Here is a 26,377-nt window from a genome sequence, read left to right as displayed (position 1 = left end):
CTCGGGGAGCCGACATCAGAGCCCCGGGTCATACCCCGGTATCAGCCCGCACCCCGGCCCCCGGTATGACGCCGGGGGCCCGGGCCGCTGCCTACGCTGGGCGGGCCATGACCACCGCACCGCGGCCCGAGCCGCCGACCCCGTCCCGGCCGTCCGGCCACCGGTCCCTCGTCCGGGTACGCGAGGCGTTCCGGGGCCTCGGGGCCGCGCTCACCACCCCGACCGCCCCCGGGGCGCCCCTCCTCGCCGACGCCTCCTCCCGCTGGGTGCGGCTGCTCCCGTACGCCGTCGCCCTCGCCTTCGTCGCCTCCCTGCTCCCCACCACCGTCCACCTCCTCGCCGGGGACTACGGCGTCGCCGGGGCCCTCGCCGGGGCGATCGGCACCGCGCAGACCGCGCCGCTGCTGCTCGCCGTCACCCGCCCCCTCCAAGCCTGGTGGGTCGTCTTCGCCGCCGACGTGCTCGGCGCGCTCGTCCTGCTCGCCGCCGACGGCCCGCGCGCCCACCTGTGGCCCTGGACCCCGCCGCTCGTCGTCGGCTACTGCGCGCTGATGGTCGCGCTCGGCCTGCGCGAGTCCCGCCGGGCGCTGTTCGGCGTCTGGCTGGCGACGGGGGCCGCCGGATACGTCCTGGAGGCGTTCCGGCCCGCCGGGCACGTCAGCGTCCACACCCTGCTGTTCGTCCTCAGCGGGGTGCTGCTCCTCCTCACCTCGGCGGTACGCGCGCGTGGGGACGCCCAGCGGCGGCTCGTGGAGCAGGAGACCATCAGCGAGGCCGAGCGGTCCCGCCGCACACTCCTGGAGGAGCGGGCCAGGATCGCGCGCGAACTGCACGACGTCGTGGCCCACCACATGTCCGTGATCACCGTGCAGGCCGACTCGGCGCCGTACCGCATCCCGGAGCTTCCCGAGGCGGCCCGCGAGGAGTTCGGGTCCATCGCGGCGAGCGCGCGCGAGTCCCTCGCCGAGATGCGCCGGCTGCTCTCCGTGCTGCGCAGCGACGGCGGCGAGGGCGAGCGGGCCCCGCAGCCGGGACTCGACCGGCTCCAGCAGCTGGTGGAGGCGACCGTACGGGCCGGGGTGCCGGCCGAACTGCGGCTCGCCGCCGACCTCGGGGACGTGCCGCAGGCGGTGGACCTGTCCGCGTACCGGATCGTGCAGGAGGCCCTCGCGAACGTCGTCCGGCACGCGCCCGGCGCCGCGACCCGGGTCTCGGTCCGGGCGGACGGGGGGTGGCTGACGGTCCTCGTCGTCAACGGGCCGTCCCTGGAGGAGGGTTCGTCCGTCGAGCGGGGAGCGCCCGGCACCGGGCACGGGCTCGTCGGCATGCGGGAGCGCGTACGGTTGACGGGCGGCTCGCTGGACACCGGGCCGCTCCCCGACGGCGGCTTCCGGGTCGCGGCCCGGCTTCCCCTGCGCATGGAGGACCCCGCGTGACCATCCGCGTGATCATCGTCGACGACCAGGCCATGGTGCGGGCCGGTTTCGCCGCGCTGCTCGCCGCGCAGCCCGACATCGACGTCGTCGGCGAGGCCCCGGACGGGCGGCGGGGCGTGGAGGCGGCGCGGGCGGCGCATCCGGACGTGGTCCTCATGGACGTGCGGATGCCGGAGCTGGACGGGCTCGCGGCGGCCCGCGAGATCCTGCACCCGCCGGCCGGGGTCACGCACCGGCCGAAGGTGCTGATGCTCACCACCTTCGACGTGGACGACTACGTGTACGAGGCGCTGCGCGCGGGCGCGTCCGGCTTCCTCCTCAAGGACGCGCCGCCGGCCGACCTGATCGCGGCGGTACGGGTGGTGGCGGCGGGCGAGGCGCTGCTCGCCCCGTCCGTGACCCGGCGCCTGATCGCCGACTTCGCCGCGTCCCGCCCGGCCCCGCGCCGGGACACCACGGCGCTGCGCCTGAACGGCCTCACCCCGCGCGAGACGGAGGTCCTGGAGCTGATCGCCCGGGGCCTGTCCAACCAGGAGATCGCGCGGAGCCTGGTCCTCGCCGAGCAGACGGTGAAGACCCACGTCGGCCGGGTCCTGGCCAAGCTGGATCTGCGCGACCGGGCCCAGGCGGTGGTCTTCGCCTACGAGTCGGGGCTCGTGACGCCCGGCACGGCCTGACGCCCGGACGAGGACGGGGAACCCCCCGGGGGAAAACCCCACCCCTTCCCGGGGGACGGCCGCTCCCCCACCCCCTACCCCGGTATCAAGGGGCAGTTGGCCCCCCGGTGTGACGCGTCGTCACCCATCCGCTTCCTACCTTCCTCCCGTCGCCGGACGACCGGTGGACGAGCGAGAAGCCGGAGAGGGAGGGCGGGCCCATGCGCCGCACTGCGAGGACCCTGATCACCGTGGCCCTGGCGGCCGCCGCGGTCGCCGGGACGGCCGGCTGGGCGTCGGGGGACGCCCAGGAGGCCGTGACCGGGGCGCCGGTCGGGACGGGGGCGTGGGTGGGTGCGGGGCTGCCGGACCCGGAGGGGATGGGGGTGGTCGGGACCGCGCGGTTCTTCGCGGGACTCGATCCCGTACAGAAGAAGAGGTTGGTGCGGGAGCACCCGGCCGTCGTCGGGAACCTCGACGGGGCCCCGCTGGAGCTGCGGTACGAGGCCAACGCCCTTGCCACGAAGGGGGCGTTCGGGGACGCCCGGGTGCTCGCGTACGACCCGCGCGGCCGGGGGCAGGTGGCCCTGGTCCACGGGGACCTGGCGCGGGCCGCGCACGTGGCGGTGGTCGTGCCCGGCTCCGACGTCGACGCCGGGCACGTCCGGCCGCTCGCGGACATGGCGGCCGCCCTGCGCCGGGCGACCGGGGGCCGGACGGCGGTCGTCGCCTGGGCCGGGTACACCACCCCCGTCGGCGTCGGCCTGGACGCGGCCACCGGCCGGCTCGCCGAGGCCGGGGCCGAGCGGCTCGCCCGGTTCGCGGACGGCCTCGCGGCCGTCGGCGCCGCCGAGCCCTCGGTGTTCTGCCACAGCTACGGCTCGGTGGTCTGCGGGCTCGCCGCCCACGAGCTGAAGGCGAAGGACCTGGTGGTCTTCGGCTCGCCCGGGATGCGCGCGGAGAACGTCGCCGAACTCGGCACCTCCGCACGGGTGTGGGCGGCGAAGGACCCCACCGACTGGATCGACCGCGTCCCGAACGTCGAATTCGCGGGGCTCGGGCACGGCGCCGACCCCACCGGGCCGTCCTTCGGGGCGCGCCGGATCCCGGCGGAGGACGCCGCCGGGCACGGCGGCTACTTCGCGGCCGGGACCTCGTCCCTGCGGGCGTTCGCCGCGATCGCCGAGGGGGACGTCCGATGAGTTCCCTCACTGTGATCGCCCGGCGGATCGAGGACGCCACCCCCGCCCACCGCGACCGGGCGGTCGACGGGCTGCGGGCCCTCGCCCTGCTCGCCGTGCCCACCGGGCACTGGCTGCTCGGCGGCTTCACCCCCTCCCCCGACGGCGCGCTCCACAACGCCAGTCCGCTCGGCGCCTTCGCCGGGCTCGCGCCGGTGAGCTGGGTCCTCCAGATGCTGGGGATCTTCTTCCTGGTCGGCGGGTACGCGTCCGTCCTCTCGTACCGGCGCCGGAAGGGCTCCACGCGCGCGTGGCTCGGGGGCCGGCTCGCCCGGCTCGGGCGGCCCGTGCTCGGGGTCACCGCCGTGTGGGCGGCGCTGCTGCCCCTGCTGCGCTTCGGGCTCGGGGTGCCCGTGGACACCCTGCGGACGGCGTCCACGCTGGTGGTCCAGCCGCTGTGGTTCGTCGGGGTCTACGCGGTGGTCACCGCGCTCACCCCGTACTGCGTGCGGGCCGCCCGCCGCCTCGGGGCGTGGGCGGCGGCCCCGCTGCTCGGCTCGGTCGCCGCCGTCGACCTCCTGCGGTACGGGCCGTACGCCGACGCCGTGCCGTCCTGGCTGGGCCTCCTGAACGTCCTGCCCGGCTGGCTCTTCGCCTATCAGCTCGGCGTCTCGTGGGGCGAGGGCCGGGTCCCCCGGCGCCACGCGTGGGCCCTGCTCCTCGGCGGGGCCGCCCTCTTCGCCGTGCTGCTGCTCGCCTTCGGCTACCCGGCGTCGATGGTCGGCGTCCCCGGCGAGGCCCGCACCAACTCCCACCCGCCGTCGCTGCTCGTCCTCGCCCTCGCCGCCGCGCAGAGCGGCGCCGCGATCCTGCTCCGCGACCGGCTCGGCGCGCTCCTGCGGCGGCCCGCGCTCTGGGCGCCGGTCGTGGTCGTGAACCTCTCGGCCATGACGGTCCTGTGCTGGCACCAGACGGCGATGCTCGCCGCCGCGCTCCCCGCCGCGTACGCCGGGGAGGTCCCGGGCCTGGTCGGCGCGCCCGACTCGGCGGGCTGGATCCTGGCCCGGCTCGCCTGGATGCCGGTCTTCGCCGGGCTCCTCGTCCTGATCGGGCGGTACGCGCGGGGCTTCGAGTCCCCGTGGGCGAAGGCCGGGCCCGCCCGCCGCGCCCTGGCGGGACTGCTCGCGGCGGGCTTCGGGGTCTTCGCGCTGGGGCTGGGGTGAGCTGCCGACGGCCCGCCCGGACCTCCCGGCCCGTTCCTTGAAGGGCTCAGACCTCCCGGCTCACCGACGTGAAGCTCATGTCCGGGTAGCGGTCGCCCGCCACCCGGCCGGCGATCGGCTCCAGCTCCGCCAGCTCGGCGTCGGTGAGGGTGATGCGGGTGGCCGCCGCGTTCTCCAGGAGGCGGGAGCGCTTGCGGGTGCCGGGGATCGGGACGACCGTGACGCCGTGCACGGAGGCCCGCTGCTGGACCCAGGCGAGGGCGATCTGCGCCGGGGTCGCCCCGTGGGCGGCGGCGATCTTGCGGACCGGGTCGAGCAGGGCGGCGTTCCGCTCCGCGTTCTCGCCGGTGAACCGGGGCTGGTGGGCCCGGAAGTCGTCGCTCCGGAGCTCCTTGCCGGCGTCCGTGAACGCCCCGGTCAGGAAGCCCCGGCCGAGCGGCGAGTACGGCACGACGGTCACGCCGAGGTCGGCGGCGGCGCCGACGGCGCTGCGCTCCACGTCCCGGGAGAAGAGCGACCACTCCGACTGGAGGGCGGCGATCGGGTGCACGGCGTGGGCCTCGCGCAGTTCGGGCCCGGTGACCTCGCTCAGGCCCAGGTGGCGGACCTTGCCCTCCCGGACGAGTTCGGCCATCGCGCCGACGGACTCGGCGAACGGGACCTGCGGGTCGCGGCGGTGCATGTAGTAGAGGTCGATGGTCTCGACGCCGAGGCGGCGCAGGCTGTTCTCGACGGCGCTCCTGATGTACGCGGGGTCGTTGCGGATGCCCTGGTAGGAGGGGTCGTCGGCGCGCCGCTCGACGGCGAACTTGGTGGCGAGGACGACCTCGTCGCGGTGGGCGGCGAGGAAGGGGGCGAGGAACTCCTCGTTGGCGCCGCTGCCGTAGATGTCGGCGGTGTCGACGAGGGTGACGCCGGCCTCCAGGGCCGCGTCGAGGGTGTCGCGGGCGGCGGCCTCGTCGGTGGCGCCGTAGAACTCGCTGATGCCCATGGCGCCGAAGCCCTGGACTCCGACCTCCGGTCCGTCCTGGCCCCCGAGGCGCACGGTGTCGATCCTGGTCACGCTGGTCATGATGGTGTTCCTCCGCATGCGGTCCCGTAGTGGGCGATCTTGACGTCGAGCACGGCGAGCGTGTCCTGGAGCTCGGTGACCCGGGCGAGGACGTCCCGCCGGGTGGCCTCCAGGAGCTCGCGGCGTTCCTCACGGGTGTGGTCCCCCGCCCGCACCAGCTCGGCGTACCGGACCATGTCGGCGACCGGCATCCCGGTCAGCCGCAGCTTGCCGACGAAGGCCAGCCAGTCCAGGTCGCGCGGGGTGAAGCGGCGCTGTCCCGTGTGCGAGCGGTCGACGTGCGGCATGAGGCCGATCCGCTCGTACCAGCGCAGGGTGTGCGCCGAGAGACCGGTCAGGGCGGCGACCTCGCTGATGGTGTGGTGCGGCGTCCGGCCGCCGTCCGTGCCCGTACCGCTCGCGGTCGTACCTGCCGTGGCCGTACCGCTCGTGCTCGCGATCACGCTCATGTCTCCACGCTAGGGGGTTGGAGTGCACTCGAAGCAAGCCCGTTCCGGGAGGGCAAGTAGGCTCGGTGCCATGGAGAGCCCCGTGGAGAACAGCGTGGAGAGCAGCCTGCCGAGCCTGGCGTCGATCGAGGACTGGCCCGTCCCCACCGCGGCCGCCGCCGTGGTCCGCGCGGACGGCACCCCGGCCGGGGCCCACGGCCCCACCGGGCGGCGCTTCCCGCTCGCCTCGGTGACCAAGCCGCTCGCGGCGTACGCGGTGCTCGTCGCGTACGAGGAGGGGGCGATCGACCTGGACGAGCCGGCCGGGCCCGAGGGCTCGACCGTCCGCCACCTCCTCGCCCACACCTCGGGCCTCGCCTTCGACGAGAACCGGGTCCAGGCCGCGCCGGGCACCCGCCGGATCTACTCCAACACCGGCTTCGAGGCCCTCGGCGACCACGTCGCCAAGGCCACCGACATCCCCTTCGCCGACTACCTGCGCCAGGCCGTCCTGGAGCCGCTCGGCATGGCCTCCACGACCCTGGAGGGCTCGCCCGCCAAGGACGGCGTGTCGACCGTGGACGACCTGGTGCGGTTCGCCGCCGAGGTGCAGGCGCCCCGACTGCTCGACGCCCGGACCGTCCTGGACGCGATGACCGTGACGTACCCCGGTCTGACCGGCATCCTGCCCGGCTACGGGCACCAGCGGCCCAACGACTGGGGGCTCGGCTTCGAGATCCGCGACGGCAAGTCCCCGCACTGGACGGGCGCCGCGTCCTCGCCGCGCACCTTCGGGCACTTCGGGCAGTCCGGCACCTTCCTGTGGATCGACCCGGACGCGCGGGCCGCGTGCGTGGCCCTCACCGACCGGCCCTTCGGACCGTGGGCGGTCGAGGCCTGGCCGGCGTTCACGGACGCGGTCCTGGCGGACCTGCGGGCGGTCTAGGGCCTGTCCGGCGGATCATGGCCGGGGCCGCGACGCCTGGCACGGTACCTCGCCGCGTTGCCGAAACGTCCCGATAGCTCCGCTATCGAGCCGCTCCGGCGCCTTGCGATGCTTCCCCTAGGCCCTTGAGGGCCTGGGGAGACCCCATGCACCAGACGCCGCGGCCTACCCGACCCTGATCCGCCGGACAGGCCCTAGTACGCGTTCGCCGCGCCCGTTTGCCCCGGGCGGTGCGGGCAAAACGGGGTCCATGAGAGGCATCGACTCCGTCATAAGAACCGTGGCCCACGTGCTCGCGGGCATCCTGGTGATCTGGATCATCATGGACCTGCTCGACGCCGACCGGGGCAACACCGTCGTCGGCTGGTTCCACTCCGCCGCCGACTGGCTCGCCGCCTGGTCGATCGGGCTCTTCGACGTCGCCGGGCACACCCTCCAGGTGCTGCTCGACTACGGCATCCCCGCGGTCGTCTACGTGGTGATCGCGAACGTCATCGCCGGCAGGGCGTTCGGCCGGCCCTGACCGTGATCCGCCGGGCGGGCCCTCAGCCTTCGCAGCGGGTGGCGGGCAGCGTCCCGTCGGGGCCGGCGACGGTCACCTCGGCCCGGCCCATCGGGTGGTGCGCGTAGGCGGCCGTGCACACCAGTTGGCGCACGGCCGTCTCCGGGAGGTTCCCCACGGGGAAGGGGGCCCGGAGCCGGAGCGCCGGGGCGGACGGTCCGCCCGGCTCCGTCTCGACGCGCGGGGCCCGGGTCCCGCCCCCCGGCAGGGCGGTGGTGGCGCCCGCCGCCGCCTCCTCCGGCCTCGGCCCGGCGAGGAGCGCGGCGAGGGTCTTGTCGACGGTGACCGGCTCGCGGCGCAGGGTGTCGGCGGAGACCTCGTAGCCCGGACCGGACCCGTCGTACGGGACCGTGTCGCCGATCGGGTGGGTGGTGGCCGGTTCGGGCCGTCCGAGGTCGCGGACCATCGGCATCAGCCGGTCGTCGGGGCCGAGGAAGTAGAGCGTCATCCGCTCCTCGGGGACCGGCTGGACGATGACGGTCGCCGCCCCGCCCGCCTCGACGACGTCGGTCTCCTGTATGCCGCAGCCGGTCAGGGCGGCGAGCAGGACGGCCCCGGCCGCGGCGGCCCGGCGCCTCACAGGGGCGTCCGCACGGTGAACACGGCCCCGCCGTCGGGGCGGTTGGCGGCCGTGACGGTGCCGCCGTGGAGCCGTACGTTCTCCAGGGTGATCGCGAGGCCGAGGCCGCTGCCCTCCGAGCGGGTCCTGGCCCGGTCCGCCTTGTAGAAGCGGTCGAAGACGTGCGGCAGGACCTCCGGGTCGATGCCCGGCCCCCGGTCGGCGACCTCCGTCACCAGCACGTCCCCCTCCGCGTACAGCCGGACCGTGACCGGCGTCCCGCCGTGCCGCAGCGCGTTGCCGACGAGGTTGGCGACGACGACGTCGAAGCGGCGCGGGTCGAGCCGGGCCCTGATCCCCTCCGTGAGGTGCGGGACGACCCGGCCCGGCTCGTCCCAGCGGCGGCGCTGGAGGGTCTTGCGGACGCAGTCGGCGGCGTCGACCTCGTCCGTGTGGAGCTCGGCGGCGCGCGCGTCGAAGCGGGAGATCTCCATCAGGTCCTCGACGAGCACGGCGAGCTTCCCGGTCTCGGCGCTGATCAGGCGGACCGCGCGGGCGGTGTCGCTGTCGAGGCTCCCGGCGTCCTCGTCGAGGACCTCGGTGACGGCGAGCATCCCGGCGAGCGGGGTGCGCAGTTCGTGCGAGACGTCGGAGGCGAAGCGGCGGGCGCGGGCCTCGGCGCTGCGGAGTTCGGCCACGGAGCGTTCGAGTTGGGCGGCGGACTCGTTGAACGTGCGGGCGAGGTCGGAGAGTTCGTCGCTGCCCTTGGCGTGGATGCGGGTGTCCAGGCGGCCCTGCCCCATGTGGTGGGCGGCCCGACGCAGCTCCCTCACCGGCCGCAGGACGCCCCGGGCGGCGAGGAGCGCGGGGATCAGGGCGACGGCGAGGGCGGGCAGGGCGCCGTCGCGGGCGGCGGTGACCATGGCCTCGACGTCGGCCTCCTCCTCGTTCAGCTCCATGACGGCGTAGAGGACGAGGCCGGTGGGCCGGGCGGTTCCCTCGGCGTGGGCCAGGAAGACGGCGGGGACGGCGATGGTCAGGTACGGGGTGCCGTTCTTCACGACCCGCTGGAAGCCGGCGTGCGGGGAGGCGTCCAGGGCCCGGGCGCGGGCCCGCAGTTCGGGGGTGATGACGGAGGAGGTGGGCCGGTCGGTGGAGGAGACGCGGAGGGTGCCGTACTCGGCGTAGACGCGCCAGGGGCGGGGTTTGCCCTGGCGGGCGATCCGCAGGACGTCGGTCCGCAGGCTGTCGGCGTCGGCGGGCAGGCGGACGTAGAGCGCGCCGACCTGCTCGCGGAAGGCGGAGACGGCGGTGTTCTGGGTCTGTTCCAGGATGGCGTTGCGGGCGGCCCGGTAGGTGAGGGCGGCGGTGGTGCCGCAGCCGACGGCGGCGACGAGTAGGAAGGCGAGGACGAGCCGGGTCCGCAGCCCGAAGGGGTGCGGCCGCAGGCGCGGGGCGCGCGCCCGGCGGCGGGGCCCGGAAGCGGGGGCCCCGGAACCCGCCTGCGCCGTACGGACCTTCACAGCGGTCCGAAGCGGTAGCCGAAGCCCCGCAGGGTCTGGATGTAGCGGGGCTCGCCGGGGACCTCCTCGATCTTGTTCCGGAGGCGGCGGACGCAGGCGTCGACCAGCCGGGCGTCCCCGTGGTAGCTGTGCTCCCAGACGTGTTCGAGGAGCTGCTGCCGGCTGAAGACCTGCTCGGGGGCGGCGGAGAGGTGGAGCAGCAGCTTCATCTCGGAGGGGGCGAGGGCGATCCGCTCGCCCGCCTTGGCGACGGTGAGCCCGGCCCGGTCGACGGTCAGCTCCCCGTGGACCTCGACGGCCGACCGCCCGGAGCCGGGCTCCTCGATGCGGCGGAGCACGGCCCGTATCCGCGCCTCGATGACCTCGGTGCGGGCGGGCTTGACGATGTAGTCGTCGGCTCCGGCCTCCAGGCCGACGACGACGTCGAAGTCGTCGCCCCGGGCCGTCAGCATGATGATCGGCAGCTGGCTGCCCTCCCGGACCCGGCGGCAGACCTGGACGCCGTTCATGCCGGGCAGCATCAGGTCGAGCAGGAGCAGGTCCGGCCGGAACTCCCCGAGCGCGGCGAGCCCCGCCTCCCCGGTGGGGGCGGTCCGCACCTCGTGCCCGCGCCGCCGCAGCCCGAGCTCGACCCCCTCGCGGACGGAGGGGTCGTCTTCTATCAGGAGCACGCGGGGCATGTGTGGAGTATCCCAAGGTCGTGGGGGCGGGTTTCACGCACGGCGGGTGGAGGGGCGCAGCCGCCCCAGGAGCCCGTCCAGGAGGTCGCGCACCTCGGTGAGGCGCAGGGGCCGGGCCAGGACGGCGAAGACGGCGAGGATCGCGAGCGCCCCGGCGAGCCCGGCGGGCACGGCCCCGGCCGGGCCGACGAGGTCGGTGACGAGGATCCCGTACCCGGCGGCGGGCACGGCGGCGACGAGCAGCCGCGCGAGCCCGGCGACGGAGCCCCCGGAGCCGTCGGGCTCCCGGGTCCCCCGGCCCCCGAGCCGCCGCCGCAGCACGTACGCCGTCGCGCCCCAGCCCGCCCACAGCGCCAGCGAGTACGCCCCCGCCATGCCGGCGACGGTCCAGCGCGCGGGGAGCAGGAGGTACGCGGCGTACGAGAGGCCCGCGTTCAGGCCGGCGATCACCAGGTTGAGCAGGAAGGGGGTGCGGGTGTCGCGCAGGGCGTAGAAGGCACGGGTGCACACGTACTGGCCGGAGAGGGCGATCAGGGCGGGCGCGAGGGCCATCAGGATCCAGGACATCGCGCGGATGTCGTCGTCGCCCGTCGCCCCGTACCGGAAGACCACCGTCATCAGGGGCACGGCGAGCGCCAGGAGCGCGCAGGCGGCGGGGACGACGGCGGCGGAGCTGGTCCGCAGCGCGTACGAGACGTCCCGCCGGACCCCGGCGAGGTCGCCGTCGGCCGCCGCCCCGCTCATCCGGGGCAGCAGGGCGGTGACCAGGGAGACGGTGATGATCCCGTGCGGGACGGCCCACAGCAGGTAGGCGTTGTTGTACCCGGCGAGGCCCGCGCCGCCCCCGGTCGCCGAGCCGCCCGCCGAGGTGGCGATCCAGGTGGTCACCCAGTACGCGCCCTGGTTGGTGAGGACGAGCAGCACCAGCCAGCCGGCCGCCCGCAGCGGGCCCGTGAGGCCGCTGCCGCGCCAGTCGAACCGGGGCCGCCAGCGGAACCCGGCGGCGCGCAGCGGGGGGACGAGGGCGAGGGCCTGGAGCGCGATCCCGGCGGTGGTGCCCCATCCGAGGAGCGCGGTCTCCCCCGCGCCGAGCGCGCCCCCGTCGCTCACCACCAGGAAGAGGCCGAAGACCGCGACCACGACCACGTTGTTGAGGACGGGCGTCCACATCATGGCGCCGAACCGGCCCCGGGCGTTGAGGACCTGACCGAGGAGCGTGAAGAGGCCGAGGAAGAAGATCTGCGGGAGGCAGGTGCGGGCGAAGGCGACGGTCATCTCCCGCTGCGCGCCCGTGTAGTCGGTGTACGTGTCCACGATGAGCGGCGCGGCGAGCACGGCGACGGCGGTGAGCGCGACGAGGGCGAGCGCGCACAGGGTGAGCAGCCGGTCGGTGTAGGCGACGCCGCCGTCCTCGTGCTCCTTGGCGGCCTTGACCAGCTCGGGGACGAAGACGGCGTTGAGGGCGCCGCCCAGGAGGAGCGTGTAGACGATCGTGGGGACGGAGTTCCCGACCGCGTAGCCGTCGGCGACGGTGGCCGCGCCGAGCGCGGCGGCGACGACGGAGGCGCGGACGAACCCGGTGGCGCGGGAGACGAGCGACCCGGCCGCCATGAGGGCGCCGCTGCGCAGGGCGGAGGGGGCCTTCGCCTTCTTCGGGACAGGAGCGGCGGCCGGGGCGTCCGCCACGGACACGGGCGCCGTCATCGACGGGCCAGGTACGCCTGGAAGGCGCGGTACAGCGCCTGGTTGGTCGCTCCGTGCATCGGTGTCTCCCACTCCCCCAGCGTCTCGACGACCCGGCCGCCCGTGCCGAGCTTCCAGCGGAGGAGGCCGTGGGCGCGGTCGTCCGGATCGAGGGTGGAGGGTATCCCGCGCAGGTCGTAGACGGCGGCGCCGAGGGCGTGGGCGTCGAGCAGCATGCGCCACTGGAGGGCGTTGGAGGGGCGGACCTCGCGCCGGTGGTCGGCGGAGGCGCCGGTCTGGTACCAGACGCGTCCGCCGACGGTGACCATGGTGTGCGCGGCGAGGACCTCGCCCTCGTGCCGGGCCAGGTAGAGCCTCATCCGCCCCGGCGCCTCGGCGTTGAGGACGGCGTACTGGCGCTCGTAGTACGCGAGGGACCGCCCGAGCCGGAACCCGTCCCGCTCCTCGGTGATCCGCAGCAGCCGGTGGAACTCGGGCAGGTCGGCGGCGGACCCGACCGTGACCTCGACGCCCGACTTGCGCGCCCTCCGCACGTTCCTCCGCCATTCCTGGTTGAGCCCGGACCACAGGTCGTCGGCGCCGCGCCCGGTCAGCGGGACCTGGAAGACGTGCCGGGGCTGGGCGTCGGCGCCGTCCTCGGAGTCGCCGCCGCAGCGCCGCCACCCCCGGGCCCGCAGGCGTTCGGCGACGGCGGTCCCGAGCGGGTCGACCTCGTCGGCGAGGACGTCGGAGAGCCGCCGCCCGGGTCCGGTGGCGGCCTTGACGGTGGAGGCGTTCCACCGGCGGTAGGCGGGTCCGGGTCCGATGCGGACGGCGAAGGCGCCGGAGGCCCTCAGGTGCCGGAGGAGCGGCCCGAGCCAGCCGTCCAGGTCGGGGTCGGCCCAGTCGGCGACGGGCCCCTCGGGAAGGTAGGCGAAGTACTTCCGGGTCCCGGGGAAGGGCCGCAGGAGCACCAGCGCGACACCGGTCAGTTCACCGCCCTCGGGGCCCCACCCCACCAACTGGTGGCACCAGCCCTCCTTCACCCGGGCCCAGGCGGGCACCTGGAGGAAGCTGGGCCCGTCCGCGCCGGTCCGGGTCGCGAGGAACGCGCGGTACGCCTCGGGCGTCACGGGACCGAGCCGGAGGGGGACGGTCCGTTCGACGGACGCGGCCGTCACGAGCAGCGCTGACACAACAGGACCTCCTGGTTCCGCCCCCCGGTGGTGGGGCGCACAGCAGGCTCACAGCCGAATGCGACGGAGCCGCGCGGCGCGTGTGACCGGACGATGACCGTTCCGCCGCAGCCCACGTCACATCGGCATGCGGCAACCCCTGGGCGATTCCGCCCGTCATAGGGTCCGGAACATCCACCTTTCCCACTCCGCGGAGGCCTTTCCGTGCTGCCGATACGCACATCCCGTCCCACCCTCGCGGCCGTCGCCCTGGCCGTCTCCCTCACGGCCTGCTCGGCCCAGGCGGCGGACAAGGACCCGGCGGCGGGGCGCCCGGCGGCGCCGGCTGCGGTGACCGTCGCGGACCGGACGGCGGGCAAGCCGGTGACCGTGACGGCCACGGGCGGCAAGCTGACCGCGGTGAAGGTCACCGACGCGAAGGGCGAGCCCCTCACCGGCCGCACGGACGCGAACGGCACGCGCTGGACGTCGGACCGCAAGGCGGCCCCGGGCACCACGTACACGGCGGAGATCACCTCCCGCGGCGCCGACGACAAGGAGACGACGACCCGTTCGTCCTTCTCCACCCCGGCCCCCGGGAAGGTCAACAAGCTGACCCTGGCCCCGGGCAAGAACACCACCGTGGGCATCGCCCACCCCCTCTCGATCGTCTTCGACCTCCCGGTGACGAAGAAGGCGGAGGTCGAGAAGCAGCTCAAGGTGACGACCTCGAACGGCACCGAGGGCTCCTGGGGCTGGATCAAAGACTGGTCGGGCCGGGACCGGGCGGACTGGCGGCCGAAGGAGTACTGGAAGCCCGGCACGAAGGTCACGCTCGAGGCGGACCTCAACGGCACGGACTCGGGCGGCGGCTGGTTCGTGCGGGACTACGCCACGGGCTTCACGGTCGGCGACGCCCAGGTGGTGAAGGTCGACCTGGACGGCCACGAGCTCACCGTCCGGAAGAACGGCGCCACCGTCCGCACGATCCCGGTCTCCGGCGGCACCCCGGGCGGCGACAAGCGCTCCTGGCGGGGCACGGCCGTCCTGATGGCGAAGGAGGGCACCATCAACATGAACTCGGAGACCGTCGGCCTCGGCGACGCCTACGACAAGATGGTCGACTACTCGATGCGCCTGACCTGGTCGGGCATGTACGCGCACGCGGCCCCGTGGAACGCGCGGTACTTCGGCAACGCCAACCACAGCTCGGGTTGCATCGGCATGAGCGACGAGAACGCCGCCGCCCTCTACGCCCTGGTGAAGCCGGGCGACCCCTTCGAGATCAAGGGCGCCGAGACGAAGGGCACGGTCGCCGAGGGCAACGGCTACGGCGCGTGGAACGTGAGCTGGGCGGACTGGAAGGCGAAGAGCGCCCTGAATTGAGCCGGGGCGCCAACAGCCCCACTCTCAGGAGTGGTTTATACGATTCACGCCTCCGGCCCGCGACCTCCTGACTACGCTCGGCGACGCAGCGACAGGAGAGCCGCAGGCCGGAGGTGCTGACCGTGGTCAACATTCAGGAGCTCGATCCCAGCGCTTCGCCGCTGGACTACTACGGGTGGGAACTCCGCCGCCGACGGGAGGAACACCGGCTCACGCAGCAGCAGCTGGGGGACGTCATCTTCTGCACGGGGTCTCTGGTGGGCCAGATCGAGACGACGAGGAAGGTCCCCACCCGTGAGTTCTCGGAGCGGGTGGACGCGGCACTCGGCACAGGCGGGACGTTCTCCCGCCTGATCGGCCTGGTGCTGCGCAGCCAGTTGCCGGCGTGGTTCCAGCCGGTCGCGGAGCTGGAGGCCCGCGCCACGTACATCTCCACGTTCCAGACGCAGGTCGTGTACGGCCTGTTGCAGACGCCGGAGTACGCGCGGGCCCTACTCGCCGTCGACTACCCGGACAAGGCCGAGGAGATGGTGGCGGCCCGACTGGAACGCCAGCGCGTCCTGGAGCGCGAAGAGCCGCCCGCCCTGTGGGTCGTGCTGAGCGAGGCCGTCCTGATGCAGAAGGTGGGCGACCGCGAGGTCATGCGCGGCCAACTGGCCCACCTGTTGACCTTCCGCGACAACCCGTGGGTCCAGATCCAGGTGCTTCCGTTCGGCGCCGGAGAGCACACGGGACTGATGGGGTCGTTCACCCTCTTCAGGTTCGACGGCGACCCCGACATCTTCTACATCGACGGCTACGACCAGGGGCACATGACCGCCAATCCTCCCGTGATCAAGGAGCGTTCCTTCGGCTACGCTCGACTGCAAGCCACGGCCCTCTCTGTCGAGGACTCGGCGGCACTGATCGCGCGCGTGATGGAGGAACGTTATGGAGACCCGTCCTGACCTGACCGGAGCGCGGTGGCGGAAGTCGTCGTACAGCGGCACCAACGGCGGCGAGTGCGTCGAGGTCGCGGACGGCTTCCCCGGCGCCGTCCCGGTCCGCGACAGCAAGGACCCTTCCCGGCCGCCCCTGGTCATGGGACCCGGGGCGTGGCAGACGTTCGTGGACGGGCTCCGCTAGAGCGCCGTCCACGGCACGGAGCGGCGGTCGACGTTGCCGGTGAGCGGCAATGACCGAAGGGCACGCGCCGTGCCAGTCTGCACCCCATGGACGAGGGGGAGCTGACGGCGGGGAAGAAGTGGGCGGCGCGGGCGCTGGTGCTCCTGGCAGGGGCGTTCGTCATGGCGTTCGCCATACCGGCTACCGCGCGGGGGTGGGAGGAGTCCGGAATCGCCCTGGGCTTCGACGGCGTACCGGGCCGGTTCATCGCCACGGCCTGCGAGGTCGAGTCCGGCGGACGGGGCGGGGCACACACCGCCTGCACGGGGACTTTCACTTCGGACGACGGCCGCACGGTCGCGACGAGCCGGTTGAAATGGCCCGGCGCGGACGGCAAGGCGGTCGGCGGCTCCGACGAGGTGCGGTGCGACGCCAACGGTACGTGCCTGTTCACCGGGGCGACGGACGTGGCGTCGACGGTCGCGACCGCTGCGGTCATGACCTCGGGCGCGGCTCTCGTACCCCTCGCGGCCTTTCTGCTGGCGCGACGCATCGGTCGGTCCGCAGGGCGGTCCGGGGAACACGCCTAGTCCGCGCGCCGCATCTCCCACACCAGGACCTCCGCGTCACCCGTCGCGAGCAGGGTGAGGTCCTTCTCGTCCGTGGCGCGGGCCGCGTCGCCGGGAGCGAGGTCCTCGGCGCCGACGCGGACCGTGCCGCGTGTGACGTGGACGTACACGAAGTCGGCGTCCGGGAGCGGTGCCTGTTCGTTCTTCTCCAGGCGGTGGACGCGCAGGGTCGCGCCCGGGACCCCGTACGCGAGGTCTTTCCCGTGACCCCGTACCACCTCGTACGCCGGTTCCCCGTCGAACGACGGCGGGGCGAGCCACATCTGTACGAAGGTCAGCGGGGTGTCGCCGTCGTTGCGTTCGACGTGGCGGACGCCGGACGCCGCGCTCAGGTGCTGGAGGTCGCCCGCGCGGACGAGCGTCGCACGGCCCGTCGAGTCGCGGTGGGTGAGTTCGCCCTCCACGACCCAGGTGACGATCTCGGTGTGGCCGTGCGGGTGCTCGTCGAAGCCGGCCCCCGGGGCGAGGCGCTCCTCGTTGCAGGCGATCAGCGAGCCGAAGCGGAGGTTGTCCGGGTCGTAGTGCGGGCCGAAGGAGAAGGCGTGCCGGGTGACGATGCCCGCCTCCGGGTCGCCGCCGGGGTGGCGCTCGCCCGCGCGCTGGATGCGTATCACGGGCCCCACCGTAATCGTCCGGCCGCCCCCCGCCGGAGGGGAACCCGCCCCGGCCCCGCACGTCGGCGTCCGGATAAGGCAGTCTTGTCCCCGTGCCTGAACCCGTGAACGCCTCCCCTTCGCACACCGCGACCCTGAAGCGCCTCGAACAGTCCTCGGGGCGGCTCGCCGCCGGCGCCATCGCCCGCATGGACGAGACGCTGCCGTGGTACCGCGCGATGCCGCCCGAGAACCGGTCGTGGATCGGTCTGGTCGCCCAGGCCGGCATCGCCGCGTTCACGGAGTGGTTCCGGCACCCGGAGGCCCCGCAGGCGATCTCGACGGACGTCTTCGGCACCGCGCCCCGCGAGCTGACCCGGGCGATCACCCTGCGCCAGACCGTGGAGATGGTCCGGACCACCATCGAGGTGATGGAGTCGGCGATCGAGGAGGTCGCCGCCCCGGGCGACGAGTCGGTGCTCCGCGAGGCGCTCCTCGTCTACGCCCGGGAGATCGCCTTCGCGACCGCCCAGGTGTACGCGCAGGCGGCCGAGGCCCGGGGCGCGTGGGACGCGCGCCTGGAGTCGCTCGTGGTGAACGCCGTGCTGTCCGGCGAGGCCGACGAGGGCGCGGTGTCACGGGCCGCCGCCCTCGGCTGGAGCTCCCCGGAGCACGTGTGCGTGCTGCTCGGCACGGCTCCGGACGGGGACAGCGAGCTGACGGTGGAGGCGATCCGCCGGGCCGCCCGGCACGCCAAGCTCCAGGTGCTCACCGGGGTCCTGGGCAATCGCCTCGTCGTGATCGCGGGCGGCAGCGACAACCCCCTCGCGGTGGCGAAGGCGCTGATCGGGCCGTACGCGGCGGGTCCCGTCGTGGCCGGTCCGGTCGTGCCGGACCTGCTCGCGGCGACGCGTTCCGCGCAGGCGGCGGCGGCCGGGCTCAAGGCGTGCTCGGCCTGGCAGGACGCGCCGCGACCCGTCCTCGCGGACGATCTCCTTCCGGAGCGCGCCATCGCCTCGGACCCTTCGGCGCGCGAGCAGTTGGTGGAGGAGATCTACAGACCGCTGGAGGAAGCGGGGTCGGCGCTTCTGGAAACTCTCAGTGTGTACCTGGAGCAGGCGAGCAGCCTGGAAGGCGCGGCGCGGATGCTCTTCGTCCACCCGAACACCGTGCGCTACCGGCTTCGACGTGTGACCGACGTCACCGGCTGGTCACCCTCCGACGTCCGTTCCGCCTTCACCCTGCGGATCGCGCTCATCCTGGGACGCTTGGCCGACGGCGACACGCAGTCCTAGACTTTTGTCGAACACCAACAATTCCCCCGACGGTTCTTCGTCCTTGTCCCCACGGGCGCTCGGAGCCGTCCCCAAGAGAGAGTGTGAGGGTGCTCGTACTCGTCGCTCCCGGCCAAGGCGCCCAGACGCCCGGCTTCCTGACCCCCTGGCTCGAACTCCCCGGCGCCGCCGACCGCGTGGCGGCCTGGTCCGACGCCATCGGGCTCGACCTCGCCCACTACGGCACGAAGGCGGACGCGGACGAGATCCGTGACACCGCCGTGGCGCAGCCCCTCCTCGTCGCCGCCGGACTGCTCTCCGCCGCCGCGCTCGGCGACGACCTCGCGCCCGGCGTCGTCGCCGGTCACAGCGTCGGCGAGTTCACCGCGGCCGCGTTCGCGGGCGTCCTCGACGACACGGCGGCGCTGCGTCTCGTGCGGACCCGCGGACTCGCGATGGCGGAGGCCGCCGCGATCGCCCCGACCGGCATGTCGGCGCTGCTCGGCGGTGACCCCGAGGTGACCGTCCCGCACCTGGAGAAGCTCGGCCTGACGGCCGCGAACGTGAACGGCGCGGGCCAGATCGTGGCCGCCGGCACCCTGGAGCAGCTGGCCGCCCTGGAGGCGGACAAGCCCGAGGGCGTCCGCCGGGTCGTGGCCCTCAAGGTGGCCGGTGCCTTCCACACGCACCACATGGCCCCGGCCGTGGCGAAGCTGGAGGAGGCCGCGGCCCTGCTGTCGCCGGCCGCTCCGACCACCCGCTACGTCTCCAACAAGGACGGCCAGGTCGTCATGGACGGCGCCGAGGTCGTCTCCCGGCTGGTCGGCCAGGTCGCGAACCCGGTCCGCTGGGACCTGTGCATGGAGACCTTCCACGACCTGGGCGCGACGGCGCTGATCGAGGTGTGCCCCGGCGGCACCCTGACCGGCATCGCCAAGCGGGCTCTGCCGGGCGTGGCCACGGTCGCCCTGAAGACGCCCGACGACCTCGACGCGGCCCGTACGCTCGTCGCCGAGCACGCGGCCGTCTGACTAGGAGTGTCGAGAAGCATGTCGAAGATCAAGCCCAGCAAGGGCGCCCCGTACGCGCGGATCCTCGGCGTGGGCGGTTACCGTCCCACCCGGGTCGTGCCGAACGAGGTGATCCTCGAGAAGATCGACTCGTCCGACGAGTGGATCCGCTCGCGCTCCGGCATCGGCACCCGCCACTGGGCCTCCCCGGAGGAGACCGTCGCCGCGATGTCGGTGGAGGCCTCCGGGAAGGCCATCGCGGACGCCGGGATCCGCCCGGAGCAGATCGGCGCCGTGGTCGTCTCCACGGTGTCGCACTTCCACCAGACCCCGGCGATCGCCACGGAGATCGCGGACCGCATCGGCGCGGGCAAGCCCGCCGCGTTCGACATCTCCGCCGGCTGCGCGGGCTTCGGCTACGGCCTGACGCTCGCCAAGGGCATGATCGTCGAGGGTTCCGCGGAGTACGTGCTCGTCATCGGCGTCGAGCGGCTCAGCGACCTGACGGACCTGGAGGACCGCGCGACGGCCTTCCTGTTCGGCGACGGTGCCGGCGCCGTGGTCGTCGGCCCGTCGGACGAGCCGCACATCGGCCCCACGGTCTGGGGTTCCGAGGGCGACAAGGCGACGACGATCAAGCAGACCGTGCCGTGGGACGCGTTCCACGGCGGCGACGTCTCGACCCTGCCGCTCGACTCGCAGGGCGCGATCAAGTTCCCGGCCATCACGCAGGAGGGCCAGGCGGTCTTCCGCTGGGCCGTCTTCGAGATGGCGAAGGTCGCCCAGCAGGCCCTGGACGCCGCCGGCATCACGGCGGACGACCTGGACGTCTTCATCCCGCACCAGGCGAACATGCGGATCATCGACTCGATGGTGAAGACTCTGAAGCTGCCGGAGCACGTCACGGTCGCCCGTGACGTGGAGACCACCGGCAACACCTCGGCCGCCTCGATCCCGCTCGCGATGGAGCGGCTCCTGGCGACCGGGAAGGCGAAGAGCGGTGACACCGCGCTCGTCATCGGCTTCGGGGCGGGTCTCGTCTACGCCGCGACGGTCGTTACCCTCCCCTAGGCACCCGGATCTCCCGGAAGCCCCTTACCGAAGCAATCACAGAAGGAGCGCCACCATGGCCTTCACCCAGGAGCAGATCGTCGAAGGTCTCGCCGAGATCGTCAACGAGATCGCCGGCATCCCGGTCGAGGACGTCGAGCTCGACAAGTCCTTCACCGACGACCTGGACGTCGACTCGCTGTCCATGGTCGAGGTCGTCGTCGCCGCCGAAGAGCGGTTCGAGGTCAAGATCCCGGACGAGGACGTCAAGAACCTCAAGACCGTGGGCGACGCCGTCGACTACATCCTGAAGCACCAGGGCTGATCCGGCCCTCGCTGTTCCGGTCAGCCACCCGGCGGTGGCGCCGCACTCCGACCATCACACACATGGAGAACGAATTCCTGTGAGCTCGACCAATCGCACCGTGGTCGTCACCGGTATCGGCGCAACCACACCGCTGGGTGGCGACTCCGCATCGACCTGGGAAGGTCTGATCGCGGGGCGCTCCGGCGTCCGTCCGCTCGAGGGCGAACGTTTCGCCGAGCTGCCCGTCAAGATCGCCGCGACGGCCGCCGTCGACCCCGGCGACGTCCTTCCCCGTCCGCTCGCCCGCAAGCTGGACCGCTCGGCGCAGTTCGCCGTGATCGCGGCCCGCGAGGCGTGGGCCGACGCGGGCTACACCGCTCCGGCGGGCGAGGACGAGAAGATCACCCCCGAGCGCCTCGGTTCCGTCATCGCCTCCGGCATCGGCGGTGTCACCACGCTGCTCGACCAGTACGACGTGCTGAAGGAGAAGGGCGTCCGCCGCGTCTCCCCGCACACCGTCCCCATGCTCATGCCCAACAGCCCCTCGGCGAACGTGGGTCTGGAGGTGAACGCCCGGGCGGGCGTCCACACCCCGGTCTCCGCGTGCGCGTCGGGCGCCGAGGCGATCGGCTACGCCGTCGAGATGATCCGTACCGGCCGTGCCGACGTGGTCGTCGCCGGTGGTACCGAGGCCGCGATCCACCCGCTGCCGATCGCCGCCTTCGCCAACATGATGGCGATGTCCAAGAGCAACGACGAGCCGGAGAAGGCCTCGCGCCCGTACGACACCGGCCGTGACGGCTTCGTGCTCGGCGAGGGCGCGGGCGTCGTGGTCCTGGAGTCCGAGGAGCACGCGAAGGCGCGCGGCGCGCGCGTCTACTGCGAGGTCCTGGGCCAGGGCCTGTCGGCCGACAGCCACCACATCGCGCAGCCCGAGCCGACCGGCCGGGGCATCGCGGCCGCGATGCAGAACCTGCTGGACTCGACGGACCTGAAGCCGTCGGAGGTCGTCCACCTGAACGCGCACGCCACGTCGACGCCGCAGGGCGACGTCGCCGAGGTCAAGGCGCTGCGGAAGGTCCTGGGCGACGACCTGGACCACGTCGCGATCTCCGCGACGAAGTCGATGACGGGTCACCTCCTGGGCGGCGCGGGCGGCATCGAGACCGTCGCGACGGTCCTGGCGCTCCACCACCGCCTCGCCCCGCCGACGATCAACGTCGACGACCTGGACCCGGAGATCGACGCGGACGTGGTCCGCGGCGAGCCCCGCGCGCTCCCGGAGGGCACGATCGCCGCGATCAACAACAGCTTCGGCTTCGGCGGCCACAACGTGGTGCTGGCGTTCCGTACGGTCTGATCGACGCGAACGCACCGGAGGCCCGCCCCCTGGCCCGGGGGCGGGCCTCCGTCGTGTTCAGGGGGCGTCAGACGACCTGGTGGAGCCAGCGGACCGGGGCGCCCTCGCCCGCGTAGCGGAAGGGTTCCAGTTCGTCGTCCCAGGGCTTGCCGAGGAGTGTGGCGATCTCGGTCTCCAGCTGGGTCTCGCCCTGTGCGGCGCGCGCCAGGGCGGCCCGGAGGCGGTCCTCGGGGACCAGGATGTCGCCGTGCATGCCGGTGACGGCGTGGAAGATGCCCAGGTCGGGGGTGGCGCTGTAGCGCTCGCCCTCGGCGGTGGGGCAGGGCTCCGCGGTGACCTCGAAGCGGAGCATCTGCCAGCCGCGCAGGGCGGAGGCGAGCCGGGAGGCGGTGCCGGTCTCGCCCCGCCAGGAGAGTTCGGCTCTCCAGGTGCCGGGGGACGCCGGCTGGCGGACCCAGTCGAGCTGGACCCTCGCACCGAGGACGCCCGCCACCGCCCATTCGACGTGCGGGCAGAGCGCGCGCGGTGCGGAGTGTACGTACAGGACTCCACGTGTCGTCACCGGGACCTCCAGTGTGGGACGAGGTTCGCCTTTTCCCAGCGGCCTCAGTAAACATCATCGCGAGTAGATCTTCACAAACCATCAAAAAGTGGACAGGTTGTGACGTGATGTAATTTACCGGAGCCGATCGGCGAGGGCGCCTCTGGTTCGACGGGGGAAAAGCTACCGTGCCGCACCGTCGTCGGAGTGACGTACGGTCGGACCGATGACGGTGCACACGAAGCTTTCACCCGCCAGGACGCCGAAGGAGGGACCCGGGATGCGCGGCCGACGCCGTTTCCGCACCGCCGTCGCCACCGCGACGGCGGCGCTGCTGTGCGCGGGAGCGCTGGCCGGGTGTTCGTCCGGGACCCCGGAGAAGGCCGCGCCCAGGAGTACGCCGGCCCCCGCCTCCGACTCCTCCTGGGACGTCTCCCCCTCCTCCCTCGCCGCCGTCGGCGACTCCGTCACCCGCGCCTTCGACGCCTGCTCGCTCCTCTCGGACTGCCCCGAGGCCTCCTGGGCGACCGGGACGGACGCGGCCGTCAACAGCCTGGCGCTGCGCCTCCTGGGCCCGGACAAGGCGGCCGGCCGGAGCTGGAACCTGGCGCGGACGGGGGCGCGGATGGCGGACCTCCCCGGGCAGATGACCGCCGCGGCGGCCCGGAAGCCGGAGCTGGTGACGGTGATGATGGGCGCGAACGACGCCTGCCGGCCGACCCCCGGCCTGATGACCCCGGTCGAGGAGTTCCGCGCCTCCTTCGAGACGGCGCTCGCCCGGCTGCGGACGGCGGCGCCGAAGGCGCAGGTGTACGTGGCGAGCGTGCCGGACCTGAAGCACCTGTGGTCGACGGGCCGGATCGGCGGCGCGGCGAGCGTGTGGGACCTGGGCATCTGCGGCGCGATGCTGGCGGACGCGACGGACCTGGGGCCCGCGGCCGAGCGGCGGCGCGCGACGGTGTCGGAGCGGGTGGACGCGTACAACGGGGTCCTGGCGGAGGTCTGCACGCAGGACGAGCGCTGCCGGTACGACGGCGGGGCGGTCCACGGGTTCCGGTTCGGCGAAGGGCAGTTGAGCCCCTGGGACTGGTTCCACCCGAGCCGGGACGGCCAGGCGCGGCTGGCGGAGCTGGCGTACCGGCGGATCACGGCGGAGTGAGGACCCCGGGGCGGTTGTCAGGTTCCGCCCCGGGGCCCGGTCTCTTCGCGGGGGCCGGTCCCCCGGAGGGCCCGGTCCCCGCGCGGGGCCCCCGCCGGAGGGTCAGTCGATCTCCAGCACGGCCGTCAGGCGCACGTCGTCGAGGGAGTGCGCGGCCCTGACCTCGTATACCCCGGGCACGAAGGCCCAGTCGCCCTTCTCCTCGTCCCAGACCTCGAAGGCGCGGCGGGAGAGCGCGATCGCGGTCTCGACGGTCTCGCCGGGTCCCGCCGTGACGCTCGTGAAACCGGCGAGGACGCGGCCGGGGCGGTCGGGGGCCCCCGTGCCGGACGCGGGCGCCAGGTAGACCTGGACGGTCTCGCGGCCCGGCCGGTCGCCGGTGTTGGTGATCCGGACGGTGGCCGTGTCGGGGCCCGCGACCAGGGAGTCGTACGACCAGGTGGTGTAGCCGAGACCGTGGCCGAAGGCGTACGCGGGGGTCCGCCCGCTCCGGTCCCAGGCGCGGTAGCCGATGAAGGGGCCCTCGGCGTAGGCGAGTTCCCCGTCGACGGGGACGACGTCGGTGACGGGGGCGTCGGCGAGGACGGCGGGCCAGGTGGTGGGGAGGCGTCCGCCGGGCTCCTCGGCGCCGGTGAGGACGTCGGCGAGGGCGGCGCCGCCCTCCTGGCCCGGGAACCAGGTGAGCAGGACCGCGGCCACGTCCTCGCGCCAGGGCATCTCGACCGGGGAGCCGGCGTTGACCACGACCACGGTGTTCGGGTTGGCGGCGGCGACGGCCCGTACGAGGTCGTCCTGGCGGCCGGGGAGCTTGAGGTCCGTGCGGTCGAAGCCCTCGGACTCGACGCGTTCGGTGGTGGCGACGACCACGACGGCGGTGTCGGCGGCGCGGGCGGCCCCGACGGCTTCGGCGATCAGTTCGTCGGGGTCGCGGCGCGGACCGAGGTGGACGAGGGAGAAGGCGACGACCGGCAGCGGGGCCGCGAACTCCTCGTCCAGGGTGTGGAGCAGGGAGACCTCGACGGTCTCGCCCGCGGTGAGCGGGACCTCGGCGCGCTCGACCGGGGAGCCGAAGAAGGCCTCGAAGGGGTCGGTCTCGGAGCCCATGGCCTGGACGCCGTCGAAGACGGTCTCGCCGGCGACGGTGAGGACGAAGGCGCCGAGGCCGCGGGTGCCGAAGGAGTGCGCGCCGGTCTCGCGCGGGGTGAAGGTGCCGACGACCTCGACGGAGGCGAGGGCCTCGTGGGTGACGCCCTCGGGCAGGTCGTCGCCGATCCACTGGACCTGGCCGCCGGGCAGGGAGCCCTCGCCGAGCAGGTTCCCGGCGGCGTCGCGGCAGCGGGCGCGGAGGGCGAAGCCCTGTCCGGCGGGGGCGGGTTCGTCGCTGGGGTCGGCGCCGACCGCGTACGTCAGGGCGCCTTCGGGCAGGGCGGCGGCGAGGCCGTCGAGCGGGGAGACGACGTGGTCGGGGAAGACCTGGGCGGAGCCGCCGCCGAGGACGCGGGCGTCGCGGGCGGCGGCGCCGGAGAGGGCGACGGTGGTGCCGGGGACGAGGGGGAGGGCGGGGGCCCCGTCGCGTACGGGATCCCCGGTCCGTACGGGGTCCCCGGTCCGTACGGGGTCCTCGGTCCGTACGGGATCCCCGGTCCGTACGGGATCCCCGGTCCGTACGGGATCCCCGGTCCGTACGGGGTCCTCGGTCCGTACGGGGCTCTCCGCGGGCTTCCGTACGGCGTTCCGTACGAGGACGAAGCCGCGGTGGGCGAGTTCGCGGGCCAGGGCGTCGCCGTCGATCGGGGTGGGGGGTTCCGTGACGGCCGGCGGGGCGCCTTCGAGGGCGCCGACGCGGGCGGCGAGCCGCAGGACGTTGCGGACGGCCGCGTCGACGGCGGACTCCGCCACCTCCCCGGCGCGGACGGCGGCGGCGAGGGCCTCGCCGTAGACGGTGACCGGTCCGGGCATGGCGACGTCGAGGCCGCCCCGGAGGGCGCCGGCGGTGGAGCGGGCGGCCATCCAGTCGGAGACGTTGACGCCGTCGAAGCCCCACTCGCCGCGCAGGACCTCGTTCACCAGCTCGTGGTGTTCGGTCATGGTCACGCCGTTGACCTGGTTGTAGGCGGTCATGATCCCCCAGGGGCGGGCGTTCTTGACGATGGCCTCGAAGGGGGCGAGGTAGAGCTCGCGGAGCGGGCGCGGGGCCACGCGGTTGTCGACGGTGAAGCGGTCGGTCTCGGCGTCGTTGGCGACGAAGTGCTTGACGGTGGTGCCGACCCCGCCGTCCTGGACGCCGAGGACGTAGCCGGTGCCGATCGCGCCGGTGAGGAGCGGGTCCTCGCCGTAGGCCTCGAAGTGGCGGCCGCCGAGGGGGCTGCGGTGGAGGTTGACGGTGGGGGCGAGCAGGACGTGCACGCCCTTGCGGCGGGCCTCCTGGGCGAGGAGCCGGCCGGCCCGGCGGGCGAGCGCGGGGTCCCAGGCGGCGGCGAGCGCGGTCGGGGAGGGCAGGGCGACGGAGGGGTCGTCGGCGGTCCAGCGGACGCCCCGGACGCCGATGGGGCCGTCGGACATGACCAGGGACTTCAGCCCGATCCCGGGCAGGGGGTGCAGGCTCCACATGTCCCGCCCGCCGAGCAACCGGGCCTTGGCGTCCAGGTCGAGCTCGCCGAGTGCCGCCTCGACGGCCGCTTCCCGGGCGGCCTCCCCCGCCGTGCCCGCGTCCGTGCCGCTCTCCGCCATGGCCGTACCTCCTCGTCGAGTGCTGATGGGCCCATCGTGCACCCGTTTACCTGTAGGGAGGTAGGCGAAGTAATCATTCTGTTATTTTTACGAAGAGGTGAAGAGGTACG

At 73.9% G+C, this 26,377-nt stretch carries 26 protein-coding genes; 16 read left to right on the top strand and 10 right to left on the bottom strand.

The annotated features are described in order from the left end of the window. The first annotated feature begins 107 nt into the window (after positions 1-107). The 4 genes from ACIP5O_RS06420 (at position 108) to ACIP5O_RS06405 (ending at position 4,496) form a co-directional block, all read left to right on the top strand. Positions 108-1,436 (top strand): sensor histidine kinase, encoded by a 1,329-nt coding sequence (locus ACIP5O_RS06420; RefSeq protein ID WP_401289240.1) that lies wholly within the window; start codon positions 108-110, stop codon positions 1,434-1,436. Continuing rightward, positions 1,433-2,113 carry a response regulator gene (locus tag ACIP5O_RS06415; RefSeq protein ID WP_401289238.1) on the top strand — a complete coding sequence of 227 codons (681 nt, stop codon included), beginning with the start codon at positions 1,433-1,435 and terminating at the stop codon, positions 2,111-2,113. The genes ACIP5O_RS06420 and ACIP5O_RS06415 overlap by 4 nt, the downstream gene beginning before the upstream one ends. A gap of 200 nt (positions 2,114-2,313) precedes the next feature. Further along, a complete protein-coding gene (locus tag ACIP5O_RS06410) occupies positions 2,314-3,294 on the top strand; it encodes an alpha/beta hydrolase (protein ID WP_401289235.1) in 981 nt (326 codons plus the stop codon). Beyond that, complete coding sequence (locus ACIP5O_RS06405) at positions 3,291-4,496, top strand: acyltransferase (protein WP_401289232.1); 1,206 nt, start codon at positions 3,291-3,293, stop codon at positions 4,494-4,496. Before ACIP5O_RS06410 ends, ACIP5O_RS06405 begins: the two co-directional genes overlap by 4 nt. 46 nt (positions 4,497-4,542) lie before the next feature. On the opposite strand, the gene ACIP5O_RS06400 is transcribed toward ACIP5O_RS06405, so the two are convergent. After that, positions 4,543-5,568, bottom strand: a complete 1,026-nt coding sequence (locus ACIP5O_RS06400; protein ID WP_401289230.1) for an aldo/keto reductase — start codon at positions 5,566-5,568, stop codon at positions 4,543-4,545. Next, positions 5,565-6,017 carry a MerR family transcriptional regulator gene (locus ACIP5O_RS06395; RefSeq protein WP_401289227.1) on the bottom strand — a complete coding sequence of 151 codons (453 nt, stop codon included), beginning with the start codon at positions 6,015-6,017 and terminating at the stop codon, positions 5,565-5,567. The genes ACIP5O_RS06400 and ACIP5O_RS06395 overlap by 4 nt, the downstream gene beginning before the upstream one ends. Before the next feature lie 106 nt (positions 6,018-6,123). Here ACIP5O_RS06395 and ACIP5O_RS06390 point away from each other — a divergent pair, with 106 nt between their 5' ends. Both ACIP5O_RS06390 and ACIP5O_RS06385 read left to right on the top strand, forming a co-directional pair. Next, a complete protein-coding gene (locus ACIP5O_RS06390) occupies positions 6,124-6,942 on the top strand; it encodes a serine hydrolase domain-containing protein (RefSeq protein ID WP_401289367.1) in 819 nt (272 codons plus the stop codon). 289 nt (positions 6,943-7,231) lie between these two features. Beyond that, entirely contained in the window at positions 7,232-7,465 is a 234-nt protein-coding gene (locus tag ACIP5O_RS06385; RefSeq protein ID WP_401289225.1) for a hypothetical protein, read from the top strand. Between the two features lie 22 nt (positions 7,466-7,487). On the opposite strand, the gene ACIP5O_RS06380 is transcribed toward ACIP5O_RS06385, so the two are convergent. From ACIP5O_RS06380 to ACIP5O_RS06360, 5 genes are read right to left on the bottom strand one after another with little or no spacing between them, the layout of a single operon-like run. After that, on the bottom strand, positions 7,488-8,084 hold the full coding sequence (locus ACIP5O_RS06380; RefSeq protein ID WP_401289223.1) for a hypothetical protein: 597 nt from the start codon (positions 8,082-8,084) through the stop codon (positions 7,488-7,490). Continuing rightward, entirely contained in the window at positions 8,081-9,586 is a 1,506-nt protein-coding gene (locus tag ACIP5O_RS06375) for an ATP-binding protein (protein WP_401289222.1), read from the bottom strand. The genes ACIP5O_RS06380 and ACIP5O_RS06375 overlap by 4 nt, the downstream gene beginning before the upstream one ends. After that, the gene (locus ACIP5O_RS06370; protein ID WP_401289219.1) at positions 9,583-10,266 is read right to left on the bottom strand and encodes a response regulator; all 684 of its coding nucleotides are present in this window, start codon (positions 10,264-10,266) and stop codon (positions 9,583-9,585) included. The genes ACIP5O_RS06375 and ACIP5O_RS06370 overlap by 4 nt, the downstream gene beginning before the upstream one ends. Before the next feature lie 33 nt (positions 10,267-10,299). Next, positions 10,300-11,970 carry a murein biosynthesis integral membrane protein MurJ gene (gene murJ, locus ACIP5O_RS06365; protein ID WP_401289217.1) on the bottom strand — a complete coding sequence of 557 codons (1,671 nt, stop codon included), beginning with the start codon at positions 11,968-11,970 and terminating at the stop codon, positions 10,300-10,302. Next, positions 11,967-13,145: a lipid II:glycine glycyltransferase FemX gene (locus ACIP5O_RS06360; protein WP_401289214.1), complete on the bottom strand. Its 1,179-nt coding sequence runs from the start codon at positions 13,143-13,145 to the stop codon at positions 11,967-11,969. The genes murJ and ACIP5O_RS06360 overlap by 4 nt, the downstream gene beginning before the upstream one ends. Positions 13,146-13,349: 204 nt before the next feature. Here ACIP5O_RS06360 and ACIP5O_RS06355 point away from each other — a divergent pair, with 204 nt between their 5' ends. From ACIP5O_RS06355 to ACIP5O_RS06340, 4 genes are all read left to right on the top strand, one after another. Beyond that, positions 13,350-14,510 carry an Ig-like domain-containing protein gene (locus ACIP5O_RS06355; RefSeq protein ID WP_401289211.1) on the top strand — a complete coding sequence of 387 codons (1,161 nt, stop codon included), beginning with the start codon at positions 13,350-13,352 and terminating at the stop codon, positions 14,508-14,510. Between the two features lie 122 nt (positions 14,511-14,632). Next, on the top strand, positions 14,633-15,457 hold the full coding sequence (locus ACIP5O_RS06350; RefSeq protein WP_401289209.1) for a DUF5753 domain-containing protein: 825 nt from the start codon (positions 14,633-14,635) through the stop codon (positions 15,455-15,457). Next, the gene (locus tag ACIP5O_RS06345; protein ID WP_401289206.1) at positions 15,441-15,635 is read left to right on the top strand and encodes a DUF397 domain-containing protein; all 195 of its coding nucleotides are present in this window, start codon (positions 15,441-15,443) and stop codon (positions 15,633-15,635) included. Before ACIP5O_RS06350 ends, ACIP5O_RS06345 begins: the two co-directional genes overlap by 17 nt. Positions 15,636-15,721: 86 nt before the next feature. Further along, on the top strand, positions 15,722-16,204 hold the full coding sequence (locus ACIP5O_RS06340) for a hypothetical protein (RefSeq protein ID WP_401289203.1): 483 nt from the start codon (positions 15,722-15,724) through the stop codon (positions 16,202-16,204). Here ACIP5O_RS06340 and ACIP5O_RS06335 read toward each other — a convergent pair. Beyond that, positions 16,201-16,857, bottom strand: a complete 657-nt coding sequence (locus ACIP5O_RS06335; protein WP_401289200.1) for a pirin family protein — start codon at positions 16,855-16,857, stop codon at positions 16,201-16,203. The genes ACIP5O_RS06340 and ACIP5O_RS06335 overlap by 4 nt on opposite strands. 92 nt (positions 16,858-16,949) lie before the next feature. Between ACIP5O_RS06335 and ACIP5O_RS06330 the strand changes: the two genes are divergently transcribed. From ACIP5O_RS06330 to fabF, 5 genes are all read left to right on the top strand, one after another. Then, entirely contained in the window at positions 16,950-18,131 is a 1,182-nt protein-coding gene (locus ACIP5O_RS06330) for a PucR family transcriptional regulator (RefSeq protein WP_401289197.1), read from the top strand. Between the two features lie 89 nt (positions 18,132-18,220). Beyond that, on the top strand, positions 18,221-19,141 hold the full coding sequence (locus ACIP5O_RS06325; RefSeq protein WP_365537955.1) for an ACP S-malonyltransferase: 921 nt from the start codon (positions 18,221-18,223) through the stop codon (positions 19,139-19,141). 18 nt (positions 19,142-19,159) lie between these two features. After that, the gene (locus ACIP5O_RS06320) at positions 19,160-20,191 is read left to right on the top strand and encodes a ketoacyl-ACP synthase III (RefSeq protein ID WP_401289194.1); all 1,032 of its coding nucleotides are present in this window, start codon (positions 19,160-19,162) and stop codon (positions 20,189-20,191) included. Between the two features lie 55 nt (positions 20,192-20,246). Next, entirely contained in the window at positions 20,247-20,495 is a 249-nt protein-coding gene (locus ACIP5O_RS06315) for an acyl carrier protein (protein WP_356544583.1), read from the top strand. A 79-nt stretch (positions 20,496-20,574) separates the two neighbouring features. Continuing rightward, positions 20,575-21,837 (top strand): beta-ketoacyl-ACP synthase II, encoded by a 1,263-nt coding sequence (fabF, locus tag ACIP5O_RS06310; protein WP_401289191.1) that lies wholly within the window; start codon positions 20,575-20,577, stop codon positions 21,835-21,837. 67 nt (positions 21,838-21,904) lie between these two features. Here fabF and ACIP5O_RS06305 read toward each other — a convergent pair whose 3' ends face one another. Next, positions 21,905-22,399: a DUF3145 domain-containing protein gene (locus ACIP5O_RS06305; RefSeq protein ID WP_401289189.1), complete on the bottom strand. Its 495-nt coding sequence runs from the start codon at positions 22,397-22,399 to the stop codon at positions 21,905-21,907. 259 nt (positions 22,400-22,658) lie between these two features. On the opposite strand from ACIP5O_RS06305, the gene ACIP5O_RS06300 reads away from it, so the two are divergent. Next, the gene (locus ACIP5O_RS06300; protein ID WP_401289186.1) at positions 22,659-23,537 is read left to right on the top strand and encodes an SGNH/GDSL hydrolase family protein; all 879 of its coding nucleotides are present in this window, start codon (positions 22,659-22,661) and stop codon (positions 23,535-23,537) included. Between the two features lie 102 nt (positions 23,538-23,639). Here ACIP5O_RS06300 and ACIP5O_RS06295 read toward each other — a convergent pair whose 3' ends face one another. Next, entirely contained in the window at positions 23,640-26,267 is a 2,628-nt protein-coding gene (locus ACIP5O_RS06295; RefSeq protein ID WP_401289185.1) for a beta-glucosidase, read from the bottom strand. Between the last annotated feature and the right edge of the window lie 110 nt (positions 26,268-26,377).

Source organism: Streptomyces sp. NPDC088915, assembly GCF_044749825.1.
Lineage (GTDB): Bacteria > Actinomycetota > Actinomycetes > Streptomycetales > Streptomycetaceae > Streptomyces.
This window is presented reverse-complemented; position numbering and strand designations above follow the sequence as displayed.

What these genes read in the sequence shown, in the direction of transcription:
- ACIP5O_RS06420 (WP_401289240.1), top strand. Translation starts at nt 108, where the DNA reads ATGACCACCGCACCGCGGCCCGAGCCGCCGACCCCGTCCCGGCCGTCC.
- ACIP5O_RS06410 (WP_401289235.1), top strand. Translation starts at nt 2,314, where the DNA reads ATGCGCCGCACTGCGAGGACCCTGATCACCGTGGCCCTGGCGGCCGCC.
- ACIP5O_RS06405 (WP_401289232.1), top strand. Translation starts at nt 3,291, where the DNA reads ATGAGTTCCCTCACTGTGATCGCCCGGCGGATCGAGGACGCCACCCCC.
- ACIP5O_RS06400 (WP_401289230.1), bottom strand. Translation starts at nt 5,568, where the DNA reads ATGACCAGCGTGACCAGGATCGACACCGTGCGCCTCGGGGGCCAGGAC.
- ACIP5O_RS06395 (WP_401289227.1), bottom strand. Translation starts at nt 6,017, where the DNA reads ATGAGCGTGATCGCGAGCACGAGCGGTACGGCCACGGCAGGTACGACC.
- ACIP5O_RS06370 (WP_401289219.1), bottom strand. Translation starts at nt 10,266, where the DNA reads ATGCCCCGCGTGCTCCTGATAGAAGACGACCCCTCCGTCCGCGAGGGG.
- murJ (WP_401289217.1), bottom strand. Translation starts at nt 11,970, where the DNA reads ATGACGGCGCCCGTGTCCGTGGCGGACGCCCCGGCCGCCGCTCCTGTC.
- ACIP5O_RS06345 (WP_401289206.1), top strand. Translation starts at nt 15,441, where the DNA reads ATGGAGACCCGTCCTGACCTGACCGGAGCGCGGTGGCGGAAGTCGTCG.
- ACIP5O_RS06340 (WP_401289203.1), top strand. Translation starts at nt 15,722, where the DNA reads ATGGACGAGGGGGAGCTGACGGCGGGGAAGAAGTGGGCGGCGCGGGCG.
- ACIP5O_RS06320 (WP_401289194.1), top strand. Translation starts at nt 19,160, where the DNA reads ATGTCGAAGATCAAGCCCAGCAAGGGCGCCCCGTACGCGCGGATCCTC.
- ACIP5O_RS06315 (WP_356544583.1), top strand. Translation starts at nt 20,247, where the DNA reads ATGGCCTTCACCCAGGAGCAGATCGTCGAAGGTCTCGCCGAGATCGTC.
- ACIP5O_RS06300 (WP_401289186.1), top strand. Translation starts at nt 22,659, where the DNA reads ATGCGCGGCCGACGCCGTTTCCGCACCGCCGTCGCCACCGCGACGGCG.
- ACIP5O_RS06295 (WP_401289185.1), bottom strand. Translation starts at nt 26,267, where the DNA reads ATGGCGGAGAGCGGCACGGACGCGGGCACGGCGGGGGAGGCCGCCCGG.